This window comes from Enterococcus sp. BWT-B8 (assembly GCF_020567625.1).
GTDB lineage: Bacteria > Bacillota > Bacilli > Lactobacillales > Enterococcaceae > Enterococcus_L.
In genome coordinates this window covers 566,214-581,627 of the sequence record NZ_JAJDJV010000001.1, presented here as the reverse complement: position 1 = coordinate 581,627, position 15,414 = coordinate 566,214, and the positions used below count along the sequence as shown (strand labels likewise).

The 15,414-nt window shown below is 38.3% G+C and carries 13 protein-coding genes; 9 read left to right on the top strand and 4 right to left on the bottom strand.

What is annotated here, in order from left to right; all coding sequences use genetic code 11:
• Positions 1 to 3: 3 nt before the first annotated feature.
• From LI951_RS02620 to clpB, 9 genes are all read left to right on the top strand, one after another.
• Positions 4 to 726 carry a hypothetical protein gene (locus LI951_RS02620; RefSeq protein WP_202068053.1) on the top strand — a complete coding sequence of 241 codons (723 nt, stop codon included), beginning with the start codon at positions 4 to 6 and terminating at the stop codon, positions 724 to 726.
• A 375-nt stretch (positions 727 to 1,101) separates the two neighbouring features.
• The gene (polA, locus tag LI951_RS02615; protein WP_229441169.1) at positions 1,102 to 3,747 is read left to right on the top strand and encodes a DNA polymerase I; all 2,646 of its coding nucleotides are present in this window, start codon (positions 1,102 to 1,104) and stop codon (positions 3,745 to 3,747) included.
• 277 nt (positions 3,748 to 4,024) lie between these two features.
• Complete coding sequence (mutM, locus tag LI951_RS02610) at positions 4,025 to 4,867, top strand: DNA-formamidopyrimidine glycosylase (protein WP_202068055.1); 843 nt, start codon at positions 4,025 to 4,027, stop codon at positions 4,865 to 4,867.
• Positions 4,867 to 5,463, top strand: a complete 597-nt coding sequence (gene coaE, locus LI951_RS02605; RefSeq protein ID WP_202068056.1) for a dephospho-CoA kinase — start codon at positions 4,867 to 4,869, stop codon at positions 5,461 to 5,463. The genes mutM and coaE overlap by 1 nt, the downstream gene beginning before the upstream one ends.
• A gap of 155 nt (positions 5,464 to 5,618) precedes the next feature.
• Positions 5,619 to 6,104: a transcriptional regulator NrdR gene (gene nrdR, locus LI951_RS02600; RefSeq protein ID WP_202068057.1), complete on the top strand. Its 486-nt coding sequence runs from the start codon at positions 5,619 to 5,621 to the stop codon at positions 6,102 to 6,104.
• A 12-nt stretch (positions 6,105 to 6,116) separates the two neighbouring features.
• Entirely contained in the window at positions 6,117 to 7,529 is a 1,413-nt protein-coding gene (locus tag LI951_RS02595; protein WP_229441168.1) for a replication initiation and membrane attachment family protein, read from the top strand.
• Positions 7,529 to 8,458: a primosomal protein DnaI gene (dnaI, locus tag LI951_RS02590; RefSeq protein ID WP_229441167.1), complete on the top strand. Its 930-nt coding sequence runs from the start codon at positions 7,529 to 7,531 to the stop codon at positions 8,456 to 8,458. Before LI951_RS02595 ends, dnaI begins: the two co-directional genes overlap by 1 nt.
• A gap of 203 nt (positions 8,459 to 8,661) precedes the next feature.
• A complete protein-coding gene (locus LI951_RS02585; protein WP_229441166.1) occupies positions 8,662 to 9,144 on the top strand; it encodes a hypothetical protein in 483 nt (160 codons plus the stop codon).
• Between the two features lie 346 nt (positions 9,145 to 9,490).
• Positions 9,491 to 12,100 (top strand): ATP-dependent chaperone ClpB, encoded by a 2,610-nt coding sequence (clpB, locus tag LI951_RS02580; protein WP_229441165.1) that lies wholly within the window; start codon positions 9,491 to 9,493, stop codon positions 12,098 to 12,100.
• 91 nt (positions 12,101 to 12,191) lie between these two features.
• On the opposite strand, the gene LI951_RS02575 is transcribed toward clpB, so the two are convergent.
• The 4 genes from LI951_RS02575 to LI951_RS02560 form a co-directional block, all read right to left on the bottom strand.
• The gene (locus LI951_RS02575) at positions 12,192 to 12,428 is read right to left on the bottom strand and encodes a hypothetical protein (protein ID WP_229441164.1); all 237 of its coding nucleotides are present in this window, start codon (positions 12,426 to 12,428) and stop codon (positions 12,192 to 12,194) included.
• A gap of 268 nt (positions 12,429 to 12,696) precedes the next feature.
• Positions 12,697 to 13,377: a hypothetical protein gene (locus LI951_RS02570; protein WP_202068065.1), complete on the bottom strand. Its 681-nt coding sequence runs from the start codon at positions 13,375 to 13,377 to the stop codon at positions 12,697 to 12,699.
• 44 nt (positions 13,378 to 13,421) lie between these two features.
• A complete protein-coding gene (locus LI951_RS02565; protein ID WP_229441163.1) occupies positions 13,422 to 13,904 on the bottom strand; it encodes a nucleoside 2-deoxyribosyltransferase in 483 nt (160 codons plus the stop codon).
• Between the two features lie 109 nt (positions 13,905 to 14,013).
• Positions 14,014 to 15,234, bottom strand: a complete 1,221-nt coding sequence (locus tag LI951_RS02560; RefSeq protein WP_202068067.1) for a GNAT family N-acetyltransferase — start codon at positions 15,232 to 15,234, stop codon at positions 14,014 to 14,016.
• Between the last annotated feature and the right edge of the window lie 180 nt (positions 15,235 to 15,414).

Here is a 15,414-nt window from a genome sequence, read left to right as displayed (position 1 = left end):
TCAATGAAGTCAGCATCAAATGATTTGATTTCCAGAGGTTATCTTGAAGAAAATATCTTCATTGAGAAGAGTTTCCGTATGGAAGAACTAATTGAACAATTGAATGATCCTGAACCTGTACAGCGTTCATTAGCTGCCAGGTTAATTGGTGAAACATGTCTTTTGGACAATACAGCAGCAAAAGCTTTGCTTAAGTGTTTGATGATGGAGAAGAAGCTGTATACACGGCTTGAACTATGTCGGGCATTGGAAAAAGGGAACGGCAAGACAGCAAGATTGATGATCCCATATATCAATACAATTGGCAACAATCAGTATGAATCTATTTCAGAAGCAAAAACGTCCTTGAAAAAATCTTACCCTTTGCCAAGAGATATAATTTGCCGAGTGATTGGTAAGATGAGTGGAGAAGAAGGAATTGTATTGCTGAATTATTTAACGGACAAACAGTATTCACGAGAATTAATTGATGGTCTTGGTTTCCTGATATTTTACAATCCTTCTTTGCAAAGGGAAGACTACTTTCTTAAAGGAAAAGAGGCATATGAATTATTTAAAGATGATCCTCTCTATGTATGGAAATATATTATTTTTTGTTCGGCTTTTCCTTTTGATTATTCCAAAAGAATAGTAACAGAAATAGAGCGCTTGAATCCTGAAAAAATTTTTCAAACTGAAGTCGAAAGAACTCGGCGATTAAGCAGGATGCACCAAGTCTTCCTGTAAAATTTACAATTTAAGAAATATTCAGTCATAAAAAATTCAAAAATTGTGGTTAGAATAAACTCAAATAAGAAATTAAGTGTGATAATTTCATTTGTGTGAACTCGAAAAAGAACAGACCTCCTAAACTGTTCTAATTTCAAAAACCTTCAAGCCCGGAAAACTTGAAGGTTTTTTTGTCTGTTAATAAGGAAAAAAGGTCTTTATACCTTTAATTAATGGGGGAGTTATCAGGTTCTTTAGTTCATTTTGAGAGTAAAAATTTGGATGGAACGGAAATTTAGTGAATTTCTCAAACAGCGGTTGTCTTCTTACTGCAAAATTCAAGGATATTTGTTAGAATGAAACAGAGTCAAGTTGAAGAGAAGGAGAAAATAGATGGCTAAAAATAAATTATTGCTGGTAGATGGCAACAGTGTAGCGTTTCGAGCTTTTTTTGCTTTGCATAATTCTTTAGAACGCTTTAAAAATAAAAATGGATTACATACAAATGCAATCTATGCTTTTAATAACATGTTTGAAAATGTCATGACTAAGGAAGAGCCGACTCATGTGTTGGTTGCCTTTGATGCAGGAAAAACAACCTTTCGGACGGAGTGGTATCCTGAATATAAAGGAGGACGTTCCAAAACACCGGGCGAATTTAAAGAACAGATGCCTTATATTCGTGAGCTGTTGACAGGCCTTGGTGTAAAATATTATGAGTTGGACAATTACGAAGCGGATGATATTATCGGTACACTGGCGAATAAAGTTTCAAAAAAAGAGTTTGATATAGTGGTACTTTCCGGGGATCGGGATCTGACTCAGCTTGCTTCTGATTCAGTAAAAGTGGATATTACTGTTAAAGGTGTCAGTGATATTGAAACATACACCCCTGAACATGTAGCAGAAAAATATGATGGACTGACGCCTAATCAAATTATTGATATGAAAGGTCTTGCAGGAGATGCTTCAGATAATATTCCCGGTGTGACAAAAATCGGTGAAAAGACAGCAATCAAGCTGTTGAAGGAATATGGTTCTGTTGAAGGAATATACGATCATATTGACGAGTTGAAGCAAAGCAAGATGAAAGAGAATTTGATTAATGATAAAGCTCAGGCCTTTTTATCCAAACGTTTGGCAACTATTGAAATAGATGCTCCTGTTGACGTGGAAATTGACAGTTTAAAATATGAAGGGAAAGATTTGGACAAGCTTGTTCCCTTTTATAAAGAAATGGAGTTTAAACAGTTTCTAAACAAGTTGAATATTGAGGAAGAAATTCAGCCTATAGAGGATATTCATTTTAAAGTAGTAGATTCATTTACTGAAGAAATGTTTACAGATGACATGGCATTGTATGTTGAAATGATGGAAGAAAATTATCATACCTCACCAATTGTTGGAGTGGCATGGGGGACAAAAAATACCATTTACACCACGAATGAGCTGGCTTTGTTTGAAAGCTCAGCTTTTACCAGCTGGCTGTTTTCTGATAAGTACAAAAAGAAAGTTTATGATATGAAACGGACATATGTCGCTTTAAACCGATATGCTGGAAAAACTGAGGGGATAAACTTTGACGTTTTACTGGCAGCCTATCTTCTTGATACAAATGACAACAGTGCGGATATTGCTGGTGTTGCGCAATATTATGGCTATGAGCATATTCATTCTGATGAAACCGTCTATGGAAAAGGCGCCAAAAAAGGGCTTCCGGAAGATGAAGAAGCATTTTTTAGTCATCTGGCCAGAAAGATAAAAGCCATCCATTTTCTATCTGAAAAGCTGGATCAAGAATTAATTGAGAAGAACCAGTCCGACCTCTTTTACAAAATGGAACTGCCTCTGTCAAAAATATTGGGTGATATGGAAATTACCGGGATTCGAGTTGATGCACAACGGTTAAGAGAAATGGGCGTAGAGTTTTCTGAACGCCTAAGACAGATTGAACAGACGATTTATAAAGAAGCGGGTGAAGAATTTAATTTGAATTCACCGAAGCAATTAGGTGTGATTCTATTTGAAAAAATGGGACTGCCCGTGATCAAAAAGACTAAAACCGGATATTCAACGGCTGTGGATGTGCTGGAGCAGCTCAAAGAGCAGGCACCGATCGTCGAAGATATTTTAACCTATCGCCAAATCGCAAAAATACAGTCTACATATATTGAAGGTCTTCTGAAAGTCATTCAGCCGGACGACAAGATCCATACACGATACGTCCAAACGCTGACTCAGACTGGGAGATTAAGCTCTGTAGATCCAAATTTGCAGAATATTCCTATTCGATTGGATGAAGGTCGGAAAATTCGCCAGGCGTTTATTCCAAGAGAAAAAAATTGGCTGATCTTCTCTTCTGACTATTCACAGATTGAATTGAGAGTATTGGCTCATATTTCTGGTGATGAACATCTGAAGCAAGCCTTTTTAGAAGGACAGGATATTCATACAAGTACGGCAATGCGGGTATTTGGATTAGCCTCTGAATCAGATGTGACACCAAATATGCGTCGTCAGGCAAAAGCTGTAAACTTTGGAATTGTATATGGAATCAGCGACTATGGTCTTTCTCAGAATCTCGGGATTACCAGAAAGCAGGCGCAGCAGTATATTGATACCTATTTTGAAAAATATCCAGGGGTAAAAAAATATATGGAAGAGATCGTTCGTGAAGCAAAGGAACAGGGATATGTAGAAACCTTGTATCACCGTCGCCGTTATTTGAATGATATTAATTCACGAAACTTCAATCTGCGTTCATTCGCTGAAAGAACAGCCATTAATACGCCAATCCAGGGAAGTGCAGCTGATATTCTTAAGCTGGCAATGATTAATATGGCAAAACGTTTGGAAGAAGAACAGCTGGAAGCAACGATGCTTTTACAAGTGCATGATGAGCTTGTATTTGAAGTGCCTGAAATTGAGCTGGATCGTCTGAATGAGCTTGTTAAAGAAGTAATGGAAAATTCAGTCAGCCTTACGGTTCCGTTGATTACAGAAAGCAGCTGGGGTAAAACCTGGTATGATGCGAAGTAGCCAATAAAATAAGAAACTGAAGCAAAGAAAAATGAAATGATTTTCGAAGTTTGATTAATCGAATATAGGAGATAGTAAATGACTGGGAGTGAATTTTTGCCAGTCATTTTTCCTCTTTAAAAGAGAGAGAATCCATGGTATTGTAAAGTTATAAGTATTAAGAAGTTTACATTTATTGAAGGAGTGTTTTAATCACTCTATTTTATTCCATATAGTTATCTGTAATAAAACTTGCAGGATAGTCAAGATACAATTTATTCGAACGGAGGAGAAAAGGTTGCCTGAACTACCAGAAGTAGAAACGGTCCGAAAAGGCTTGGAAAAGCTTGTTACCGGCAAAACAATTAGAGCTGTAGAAGTTTTATGGGGAAAAATCATTGAACAGCCTGAAAAGGATCTGTTTGAACTGTCCTTAATTGGACAGAAAATAAATAGAGTGGAGCGTAGAGGGAAATTTTTGATTTTTAAGCTGACAGAGTATGATTTAATCTCTCATTTACGTATGGAGGGAAAATATGAGTTTCATGAATCAGAAAATGATCTGCTTGTAAAACATACACATGTCCGCTTTATTTTTGAAGATCATACAGAGCTCCGTTACCTTGATGTGAGAAAATTCGGAAGGATGGTTCTTGTGGAAAAGGACCAGTCGAGCCAATATAAAGGAATTTTATCTTTAGGACCTGAACCTGTTCCTGAAGTATTCATATTCTCACCATTTAGAGAAGGCCTCAAAAGACATCATAAAGCCATTAAACCACTTCTGCTTGATCAAAAACTAGTTACCGGCTTAGGAAATATCTATGTAGATGAAGCACTTTGGGAAGCGGAAATTCATCCCGAACAGCCTGCTGATACTTTGACTAAGAAAGAAATTGAGCGTTTATATGCCTCTATTATTGATGTTTTAGGAAGAGCAGTTGAAGCTGGCGGAACGACGATTCGAAGCTATTTGAATGCACTGGGAGAAGCCGGGAAATTTCAAGTTTCTTTACATGCCTATGGAAAGACAGGGGAGCCATGCATGCGCTGCGGTACCCCAATCAAAAAAATAAAAGTGGCACAAAGAGGAACTCATTTTTGCCCTGAGTGTCAAAAATTGAAAGGAAGAAAAAGCTGATGAGCTTTGTACTTGGATTGACAGGCGGTATTGCTACAGGAAAGACAACTGCAATGAAAGTCTTTAAAAATGCAGGATTCCCAATTGTAGATTCAGACAAAATCGCACGAGAAGTGGTTGAGCCTGGGAGTTCGGGATTATCAGCAGTTGTTTCTGCTTTTGGAGAATCCATCAAAAACAATGATGGATCGCTGAATCGAAAAAAACTAGGTACCCTTATCTTTTCTGACCATGAAAAGCGGGCACTTCTAAATCAGACGATGGCTCCCTTTTTAGAAAAAAGTATTGTGGGGAAAATCAATGAACTAAAGAAAAGTTATCCTTTGGTCATTGCGGATATTCCGCTGCTGTATGAAAACGGATATGAGGAGTTTGTAGATAAAACGGCTGTTGTATATATACCTGAAGCTAAACAGATAAAACGGCTGATGGCAAGAGATTCATTGTCAGTAGAAGAGGCGTTGCAACGAGTGAATAGTCAATGGTCGATTGAAGAAAAAAAGGAAAAGGCTGACATTGTGTTTGACAATCAGGGAACAATTGAAGACTTGGAAAGACAGATTTCGGAATGGCTGGAAAAAGAAGGGTTCATTTAATCAATTGGTCTGACTCCGTTTCCAGGAGCTATGGTTTTAAATTAGGCTGAAATTAAGAAAAACTCAAGCCGTTGAGAAAAGCTTGTCAATAACTGGTATATGATGTATTTCATGTTATAATATAACTACTAAATAATGAAATTGAGGTGATCATTGTGCGTTGTCCAAGATGCCACCATAATAACTCAAGAGTGATTGACAGTCGTCAGGCAGATGATGGAAGAGCGATTCGAAGAAGAAGAGAGTGTGAAAACTGCCAAAATCGTTTTACGACCTTTGAAAGAATAGAAGCGGCGCCCTTACTTGTTATTAAGAAAAATGGTGATCGTGAAGAATTTAATAGAGAGAAAATATTGAGAGGGCTGATTCGGTCAGCTGAAAAGCGGCCGGTAGCCATGGAACAAATGGTAAAAATTGTGGATAATGTTGAAAATCGGGTACGGGAGCTTGGTGAAAATGAAGTTTCAACTAATCTGATTGGTGAATATGTAATGGAGGATTTGGTCAATTTAGATGAGATTGCCTATATTCGTTTTGCCAGTGTTTATCGTCAATTTAAGGATATGAGTGTATTTCTTAAGGAATTGCAGGAGATTGTCGATAAGGCGCACTTAGATAAAGATGATACGGAGAACGAATAAGGAGGTCTTTCCGTGACAAATAACAGGAAAGAAATCCAGCCAAAAAATATTTTTAAAGTATTGGTTAACCATCCCTTTTCAGATTTGGAAAAAGATATCCTGATTTTTCTCTATCAGCCGATCGTAGGAGCTAATGCCTTTAGTTTGTTCCTGACTCTGTTAGGAGAAGTAAAGCAATCAGGTCTCAGCGATTCTCTTTTTCACAGAGAACTAAATCTTCTGCTTGATCTGAGTACCACACAATTGGAAGAAGCAAGAGCAAAGCTTGAAGGGATTGGACTGCTGGATACATTCGTTAAAGAGGATGCAGAATTGGATTGGGTATATGTTTTTCGACTAAATCATCCGGAGGCGGTTGAAGCATTTTTTAAGGATGAGGTACTGGCATTAACCTTGCTGAATCGTGTGGGGCAAAAGAAATTTGATCAGCTGTTTGAACGTTTTCAACCGGAGTTTATGAATTTTGCCGGCTATGAAAATATTTCCTGTGGCTATCAGGATGTCTATTCATTTAAGGAAGAACAATTGATAGCCGAAGGAGCTCTTCTTGAAAATTTAAAGCAGGCTTTTAAAGATCCGGTACCTGTCAGAACACAGTCTGTTATTGATGAAGCAAGGTTTGACTGGTCCTTCTTTGTCTCGCAGGTTGAACGCTTTGGGTTGAAGATATCAAATGACAATAGGGATTTGAAAGAAGAGATTTATTTATTTAATAGTCTTTATGGTATTGATGAGCTGGAAATGCTTGAATTCATTAAAGAAACATTTGATTATCAGACAAACGAAATTGACAGAGCAGCATTAAAAAGAGCAATTACACGTCATTATAGTGACAGCAAACCGCAAAAGGCTGTCCAGGTTAAAAGAAATGAACGAGCAAATCTTACAGAAGAGGAACAGCGTTCTTATCGATTTAATTCATTGAAGAAAGATGGCTTTTCTGACGAAGATATTCGTACGATTCTTGATAGTGAAGCAATCCCTCCAATGACCTATCTTGCGGCGATTAAACAGCAGACTGGAGGCTTTGAAATCGCACAGGAACGCTATATTATTGAGTACTTGGTCAAACGTTCAGGCTTGCCGAACAGTGTAATTAATATTTTGATTTCGTATGTTTTAATTATTCAAAAGCAGGCTACTTTGAAGGCAGAGTATGTGTATACCATTGCGAATGACTGGGCAAAGAAAGAAATATTTTCCCCTGAAAAAGCAATGAGCTATTTGAAAACCAAACAGGAAGAAAATCTTAAGAGACGAAATAATAAAGGTTATTCATCAAACAGAAAACAACCAGTAATCCGGAAAGAAACACTGCCGGATTGGGTGGCAAATCCTGTTCCAGAAGAAAAGCTGTCAAAAGAAGAACAAGAAAAACTGGATAAAGAGATGGAAGAGTTTTTGAGGAGACGAGGTGAAAGATAATGGAAGATGTAGGTAAAGAAATGTCAAAGATTATTCGCAGGAGAGACTTGAACGACCGCTTTACCGAACTGGTAAATACCGTATTGGATAATCCGGATGTGAAGCAGTTTATTTCGGAGCACCGGGATCGGCTGACAGACGAAGATATCCAGAAAAGCTATTCCAAGCTGTATGAATTCGTTCAGGAAAAAAAGAAATTCGATTTAAATGATCCGTCAATGATTGCTCCCGGCTATGAGCCGAAACTTACGCTAAATTTCCATTATATTGATGTAACCTATGTACCTACTGAACTTTTGCTGACACGACAAAGAGAAGAGGAAGTTCGTAAACGAGTTAGTGCAATGACGATGCCCAAAGACATTCGAGAAGCTACCTTCAGCAAATTTGACCGCTCATCCAGTGGTCGCTTTGAAGCGCTGAGTGAAGCAACGAAATTCATTGACGCATATATTGCTAAACCTAAGGATTTTCATAAGGGACTGTATTTACAGGGAACTTTTGGTGTAGGAAAATCCTATCTGCTGGGAGCTGTTGCTAACGATTTAGCTAGAGACGGATTTTTAACGACAATTATTCATTTCCCTACATTTACAGTAGAGATGAAACAGGCAATTGCCAAAGATCTGGTAGGTGAGAAACTGGATGCGGTCAAGAAAGCTCCGGTACTGATGATCGATGACATAGGAGCCGAATCAATGACCAGCTGGATCAGAGATGATATACTAAGTGTTATTCTTCAATATAGAATGCAAGAGCAGCTGGTAACGTTTTTTTCTTCAAATCTGAGTATGAAAGCTTTGGAAGAGCATTTAACGATTTCTCAAAGAGGAGAGCAGGAGCCATTGAAGGCGAAACGGTTAATGGAACGCATCCGCTATCTGGCAAAAGAAATCAGCATGAGCGGACAGGATCGGAGAAATGGCTGATCTATATGAGATAAAATTTTAATCTCATTATTTAATAATGAATGGTATGTAATGATACAGAGAGTTTATGATAATTGTTTCTAGACTTTCTGTTTTTTTATTATTCATTAATTTTTCCTAATGTTGCTCCTTGTTAGTTTACAGAGAGAAAAAAAACTTTTAAACTAAATGTGGTTTAATAAATATTTTTTGGAGGGATTGGAATGAAAAAAGTTAAAATGATACTTTTAGCAGCCGTATCTATTTTCATATTGGGTGCCTGCGGATCAGGCAATAATACTTCCAACGAAAGCAGTGAGAGCAGTGTGGCGAAAGAGGAATCAACGAGTCAGACCGGAGAGCAATCATGGTCAGGAAGCTCCGACAGTCAGTGGAGTTCGTTAGTTTCTGTATTTACTGGTGTATTGAGTGAAGATGCAGAAGCCGCTGAGCATGATGGGGCAATTCGTCTCGTACTGAATTCAGTTGAAGCTGTCGACGATCCTGAAGTGTTTTTGCCTATGATGGAAACGGACGGTGTAATTTTAAATGTTTCTGAAGATCAGTTGGCAGAAGGTTTAACGCTGGATCAATTAAAGAGTGGAGATAAAGTTCAGTTTACTCTGACAGGGATGCCGGCAATGACCGCGTCTATTCCTCCACAAGTAGCAGGAAATGCAGTGAAAATTATTGAGAAGGTTAATTAACAAATTTGCGGTAATTATAATAAGTTAATAGGGAAATATAAATCAGAATCGGCAGAAAAACTGCCTGGTTCTGTTTTTTTTGGAAAGAAATGCTTTTTTGTCCTAAAAAATGACAATAGGTTCATACTGAAGGTGGATTTTTTTAGTGATTGTCTGCTGCTGTATTGATTGGCAGTGAAAAATAAAAAGTGGTTGTAACGATAAATATAATGTTTGACCTTTGTTGACCAATTAATTATAATTTAGTTATGAGTATTCGATATCTTTGTATTTTGTGAACAGAAGTTTCATAATTAGTACAAGAATGTTTTTATAGAAAACTATATTTTTTAGGAGGGAATACAGTATGAATATTGAAAAAATGACTACTACATTACAGGAAGCAATTGCAGAAGCACAGAAAATCGCAGTAACAAGACGTCATCAGGAAATTGATATTGCACATTTATGGAAAATATTTTTACAGCCAAATCATTTTGGCAGGAATTTTTATACAGATGCCGGAGTTGATATAGAAGCCTTTGAAAGAGAAATTGATAAAGCACTGGATGAATATCCAAGTGTTCAGGGAGGAAATGTTCAATATGGTCAAAGCATGAGTCGAAATCTGTTCAATTTATTAAATGAAGCAGATAAACTACGTGAATCTTTTCAGGATGAATACTTGTCAACAGAAATTGTCGTTCTGGCTTTGATGAAATTGAAAAATTACCGATTGACAAAATATTTAGTCAGTCAGGGGATTACGGAGAAGGAATTGCGTGCGAACATAGAAAATATTCGGGCAGGTGAACGAGTGACTTCTCAAAATCAGGAAGAGCAGTATAAAGCACTGGAAAAATATGGAGTGGATTTAGTTCAGCAGGTTAGAAGCGGGAAAATGGACCCGATTATTGGTCGTGATGAAGAAATTCGAGATGTCATTCGAATCTTGTCAAGAAAAACTAAAAATAATCCAGTTTTGATTGGTGAGCCCGGAGTTGGTAAAACGGCCATTGTCGAGGGGCTTGCACAACGGATCGTGCGTAGAGATGTACCGGAGAACCTAAAAGACAAAACGATTTTTTCTTTAGATATGGGTGCATTAATTGCCGGAGCAAAATTTCGGGGTGAATTTGAAGAGCGTCTTAAAGGTGTATTGAAAGAAGTCAAAAAAAGTGATGGCCGGATTATTCTGTTCATTGACGAGATTCATAATATTGTCGGAGCAGGAAAAACGGAAGGCAGTATGGATGCTGGTAATCTGTTAAAACCGATGCTGGCCAGAGGAGAGCTGCATCTGATCGGTGCAACAACATTGGATGAATACCGTCAGTATATGGAAAAGGATAAGGCTCTCGAGCGTCGTTTCCAAAAAGTTTTGGTGAAAGAACCGACAGTGGAGGATACGATCAGTATTTTACGTGGATTGAAAGAGCGATTTGAAATTCACCATGGTGTAAATATCCATGATAATGCTTTGGTTGCTGCGGCTGCATTATCTGATCGCTATATCACAGACCGCTTTTTACCGGATAAAGCAATCGATTTGGTTGATGAGGCTAGTGCAACGATTCGTGTAGAAATGAATTCTATGCCAACTGAACTGGATCAGGTGACCCGCCGATTAATGCAATTGGAAATTGAAGAGGCAGCCCTAAAAAAAGAATCAGATGATGCCAGCAAGAAACGATTGGCAAATCTTCAAGAAGAACTGGCAGAGCTTAGAGAAGAAGCTAACAACATGAAGCTGCAGTGGGAGACTGAAAAGGAAGAAGTAAATGCAGTCAGCAACAAACGGGCTGAAATCGATAAAGCCAAACACGAGCTGGAAGATGCTGAAAATAATTATGATCTGGAGCGTGCAGCAGTTCTTCGCCATGGAACAATTCCTGAGCTTGAAAAGGAATTGAAAAATCTGGAGAAAAAGAACGATGATAGTAATATAAAGATGGTGCAGGAATCTGTTACAGATCATGAAATTGCACAGGTTGTCGGACGCTTAACAGGAATTCCTGTTACAAAACTTGTTGAAGGCGAACGGGAAAAGCTGATGAAATTGAATGAAACTCTTCATAAGCGTGTGATTGGACAGAATGAAGCGGTAGATGCTGTGAGTGATGCAGTGATTCGCTCTCGTGCAGGTCTGCAGGACCCAAATCGTCCTTTAGGTTCTTTCCTTTTCTTGGGACCGACCGGAGTTGGTAAAACGGAACTGGCGAAAGCGTTGGCAGAAAATCTTTTTGATTCTGAAGAACACATGGTACGAATTGATATGAGTGAATACATGGAAAAACACAGTGTCTCCCGATTAGTTGGTGCCCCTCCAGGCTATGTTGGCTATGAAGAAGGCGGGCAGCTGACTGAAGCTGTAAGAAGAAATCCGTATACAATAGTTTTGCTGGATGAAATTGAAAAGGCGCATCCAGATGTCTTTAATATCCTTTTACAGGTTCTGGATGACGGGCGCTTGACTGATTCCATGGGACGTGTGGTTGACTTTAAGAATACTGTTATGATTATGACCAGTAATATCGGTTCACAGCTTTTACTGGAAGGAGTAACTGCTGACGGTCGTATTCCGGAAGATGTAGAAGAGCAGGTTCGCAGTATTCTTCGTGGGAACTTTAAACCGGAATTTTTGAATAGAATTGATGATACCATTCTATTTACACCATTGAGTATTGCTGATGTGAAGGGTATTATCACCAAGCTGACTGCTCAGTTGTCAAAACGTTTGGAGTATCAGGAAATTATGCTGGTTATTTCGGATGAAGCTAAAGAATGGATTGCTCAGCAAGCTTACGATCCTGCATATGGTGCCAGACCGTTGAAACGTTTCCTGACAAAAAATGTGGAAACACCTTTGGCGAAAGAAATTGTTTCTGGAAAAGTGATGCCGAAAACAAAAGTCACCATCAGCTTATTGAACGATCATCTGGTATTTGAGAATAAAGTAATTGAAACAGAAGAATAGGATTTTGGATATTTTTTGACAGGGACTGTGACAAACACTCATGAGGGCTGTCGCCCACACCAAACAGAATGAAAAGAAAAAAACGATCGACCTACACGCTATTTCCTGTCATACTAAAGAGGACAGAAGGGCTTGTAGGTCGATCACTTATTGAGGTTCTTTTCCAAGTTGACCTTGAGGGACAAACTAGATCGTTCTGCTTATCTGCTCCTGCGATTACTCGTCGCACAAAGAGATTTGCTCCTGCGATTACTCGTCGCACAAAGAGATTTGCTCCTGCGATTACTCGTCGCACAAAGAGATTTGCTCCTGCGATTACTCGTCGCACGAAGAGATTTGCTCCTGTGATTACTCGTCGCATGGAGAAGTTATGTCACAACCTCGTCATAGTAACAAAGAACTTCTTCTTTTGAAAGAAGTCTGATTTTCTTGTAGATTTTACCGTCTTTATAATTAGCTGATATATTGGTTGAAAGCAAACCTCTTTTTTTGAAAATATCGCCTTTTTCATATTGGTCCAAAACTTTTTAACCGCATAACAGCCTCTTTTTATTTAAATAAATTACCGCCATTTACTGTCCTCCTTATTTTAAATCTTAATCTTTTGACAGCTTGCGAAATGCATAAGCTCTGAAATAATTTGGATTATGACGTTGAGTGACACTGTAAACTGTTAAGATCAAAGATCCAGCTGTGTTAGTTAACAAATCGCCCATAGTGTCCATCAGAGCTTCTCTGCCTACATACAGCTGACCAGATTCTGTCATGTAGCGCTGCAAATTCATATTTCCGAGACTGTCGCAAAGAAATTCCCAAAATTCCCAGAAGACACCGCAGATACCTGCAAATGCAAAGCCCATAATAATGAAAAGCCATGGGCTGATGGAAGAATAATCGCTGTTGCGAAGATAATGATTAATCAAGGCATAACCAACAGCCACCAATAAAATAGGACTGACAGCATGTAAAAATTTATCCCATAATGGAAAAATCAGCATAAATTGAAATCCAGTTCCTAAAAATACAGAAATAAAGAGAAAGAACCAATAATATAGACGGATAATCTTTGGAAAAATTAATCCGGTAAATTTAGTAAAAATAAAGGGAATAAAAATCGTTCCGATACCAGCAATCATTTCGACCGTTAACAATTGATAAAGGCTGGTTGGTTCTGAAATGAACATTCTTACAAAGTTCATAACTAAAGTAAAAATTCCAAATAGCAGCAGTCCAAAAAAGGCTGTGCGTTCCTGTTTGTCTTCAAATTCTAATTTCATTTTTTTCTCCTTCCAGCATTGATCATGGCTAGGATTTTGCCCCTTTAATGGCTGTCAATAAATGCTTTCACAGCAGTTAAAAACTGTTTTTCCGTCCCATAAATATTGCCGTTTAATTTAACCAGTCCAACCGTATATAAATTTAAGTAATGGAACTGGTTCTCTGCTGTTTCCTGCAAGGCAGCAAGCTTTTTTTGATTGTCAGCGCCTTGCTGACGAGTGTCGGTATAAAGAGCAGTGACTGGGATTCCTTTCGCATAGGCCACACCGATTTCAGAGGCTACGCCGGGATCTATTGTTAGACCGTCAAGTACAGCCACCAGCAAGCTGCTTTCAAGCACTCTTTCTGTATCGGCTAGAGCAATCATTTTACTGTCGGCGTACGCTGCCTTATCATTAATATCTGCATTTTCCTGAGGCAGATAGACTGTAACCATTTGATCTAATGCTCGAATTTCCTTTACTAAGTGTTCATTATAGCGTAAGTCTGCGTTGGCAAACATCGGTCCTGCGAAGTAAATATTCATGTGTTGATTCCTCCAATAGTAAAATAGAATGGTATAGCTGATTGATGCAGTATCCAGTTTTCAGAATGTTGTTGATAAGATAATTAGTCAATATTATCGTACTTTGTTTCTAAAAATTATCACTAAAATATGCTTCCTGATCGGGAAGCAGCTTTTCCAATATGTTTAATGTCGCTTTATCTGTGTTGATTCGTTCAATCTGATAAAGATAGTTTGGTCTGCGATAATTCATAAACAGACAAGTCAAGGTTTGGATATCAAGCCTCACTGGTTTTCCAACAGGCTGATCTGAAATAGTCAGAGTGTCTTGGTCATCCCAGCTTAAACCAAAAATCCCATTGTTCCATTCAGCAACTGGATCTTTAACCACAAAATGAAACGGCTCGGTACTGCTTTTAAAAGGATAAGCTGCTAAAAACTCTTTTACATCGACGATACGCGCCATAAAATAAGGCTCAATCGTTTCTTTAATTTGGCTGTCTTCCAGTAAAAATGCCAGAGGTTCATTCTTGTAGATATCACCCTTAACCCAATAAACCATGGAGAAATGAGCGGAGATGAAATTCCATAAACCGTTTCTGGCTTCCTGATTCAGATAAAACATCTCTTTGACATGGAACACTTCTTCTGCAATCCAGTAAAACAGCACGCCAAGAGGCTGCTGTTGTTCATCATAGTAAATGGCAGCTGTGTGCTCTTCCTGATTTTCAAAGCGCCAGTATTCTTCCCAGTTAAACTCACTGCGGATCATCGCCCCATGATTCTGACGGGCAAATTTATTATAAACAGTGAAGATATCTTCATGTTTAACAGAGACACGTTCAACTAAACCAGGAATATCAACGGTTTTTGGCAGTTGGGTATCACGGATTTTAAATGACAGCTTATCTGAGAGAATTTCCCAGCCCTTTCTGCGATAGTAGGGAACACTGTAGGGATATAAATAAGAAATCCACTGCTTGTCTGCCCGCATTGTTTTTAAAGCAATATGGATTAAGTCCTGCATCAATCCATGATTTGCATATTCCGGATAGGTCCCTACTCCAGTAACTCCGCCCATCTCATAGATTTTTCCGTGAATATTCACTTTGCAGGGATAGATAGAGAGTTGGGAAATCAGCTTGTTTTCATGAAACCAGCCAAATACTTTCGATACTTCCAGAATAGGACGCTTAGATTTTACAAATTCCCTTTTGTTATGAAATCCGCTTTCCTCCAAATCAGATTCTGTTACTTGAAAAACATAGCTGAGCAGCTCGTTAAACTGGTTGAGATATTCTTCTCCAACAGGTCTTAATTCCAGCTGTTTACGAAATTCCTTTTGATCCATCATTTTCGCTCCAATAAATAATAATTTAGAAATCATTTAGACTAGGGCGTGTCTGAAAAGTTAGTGGAATTTGAATTTTTCCGTGATTTTTGTTGAAATCAAGGAAGAAAACACAGCTTATGCGGATCATAAGCGAGTATTTATGACGATGAGTTCCATAAAAATCATCAAAATATTCAC

Bases quoted from the DNA above. Each gene is read 5' to 3' on its own strand.
- LI951_RS02620 (WP_202068053.1), top strand. From the start codon at position 4: ATGAAGTCAGCATCAAATGATTTGATTTCCAGAGGTTATCTTGAAGAA.
- LI951_RS02585 (WP_229441166.1), top strand. From the start codon at position 8,662: ATGAAAAAAGTTAAAATGATACTTTTAGCAGCCGTATCTATTTTCATA.
- LI951_RS02565 (WP_229441163.1), bottom strand. From the start codon at position 13,904: ATGAATATTTACTTCGCAGGACCGATGTTTGCCAACGCAGACTTACGC.
- coaE (WP_202068056.1), top strand. From the start codon at position 4,867: ATGAGCTTTGTACTTGGATTGACAGGCGGTATTGCTACAGGAAAGACA.
- LI951_RS02570 (WP_202068065.1), bottom strand. From the start codon at position 13,377: ATGAAATTAGAATTTGAAGACAAACAGGAACGCACAGCCTTTTTTGGA.
- clpB (WP_229441165.1), top strand. From the start codon at position 9,491: ATGAATATTGAAAAAATGACTACTACATTACAGGAAGCAATTGCAGAA.
- LI951_RS02560 (WP_202068067.1), bottom strand. From the start codon at position 15,234: ATGGATCAAAAGGAATTTCGTAAACAGCTGGAATTAAGACCTGTTGGA.
- dnaI (WP_229441167.1), top strand. From the start codon at position 7,529: ATGGAAGATGTAGGTAAAGAAATGTCAAAGATTATTCGCAGGAGAGAC.
- polA (WP_229441169.1), top strand. From the start codon at position 1,102: ATGGCTAAAAATAAATTATTGCTGGTAGATGGCAACAGTGTAGCGTTT.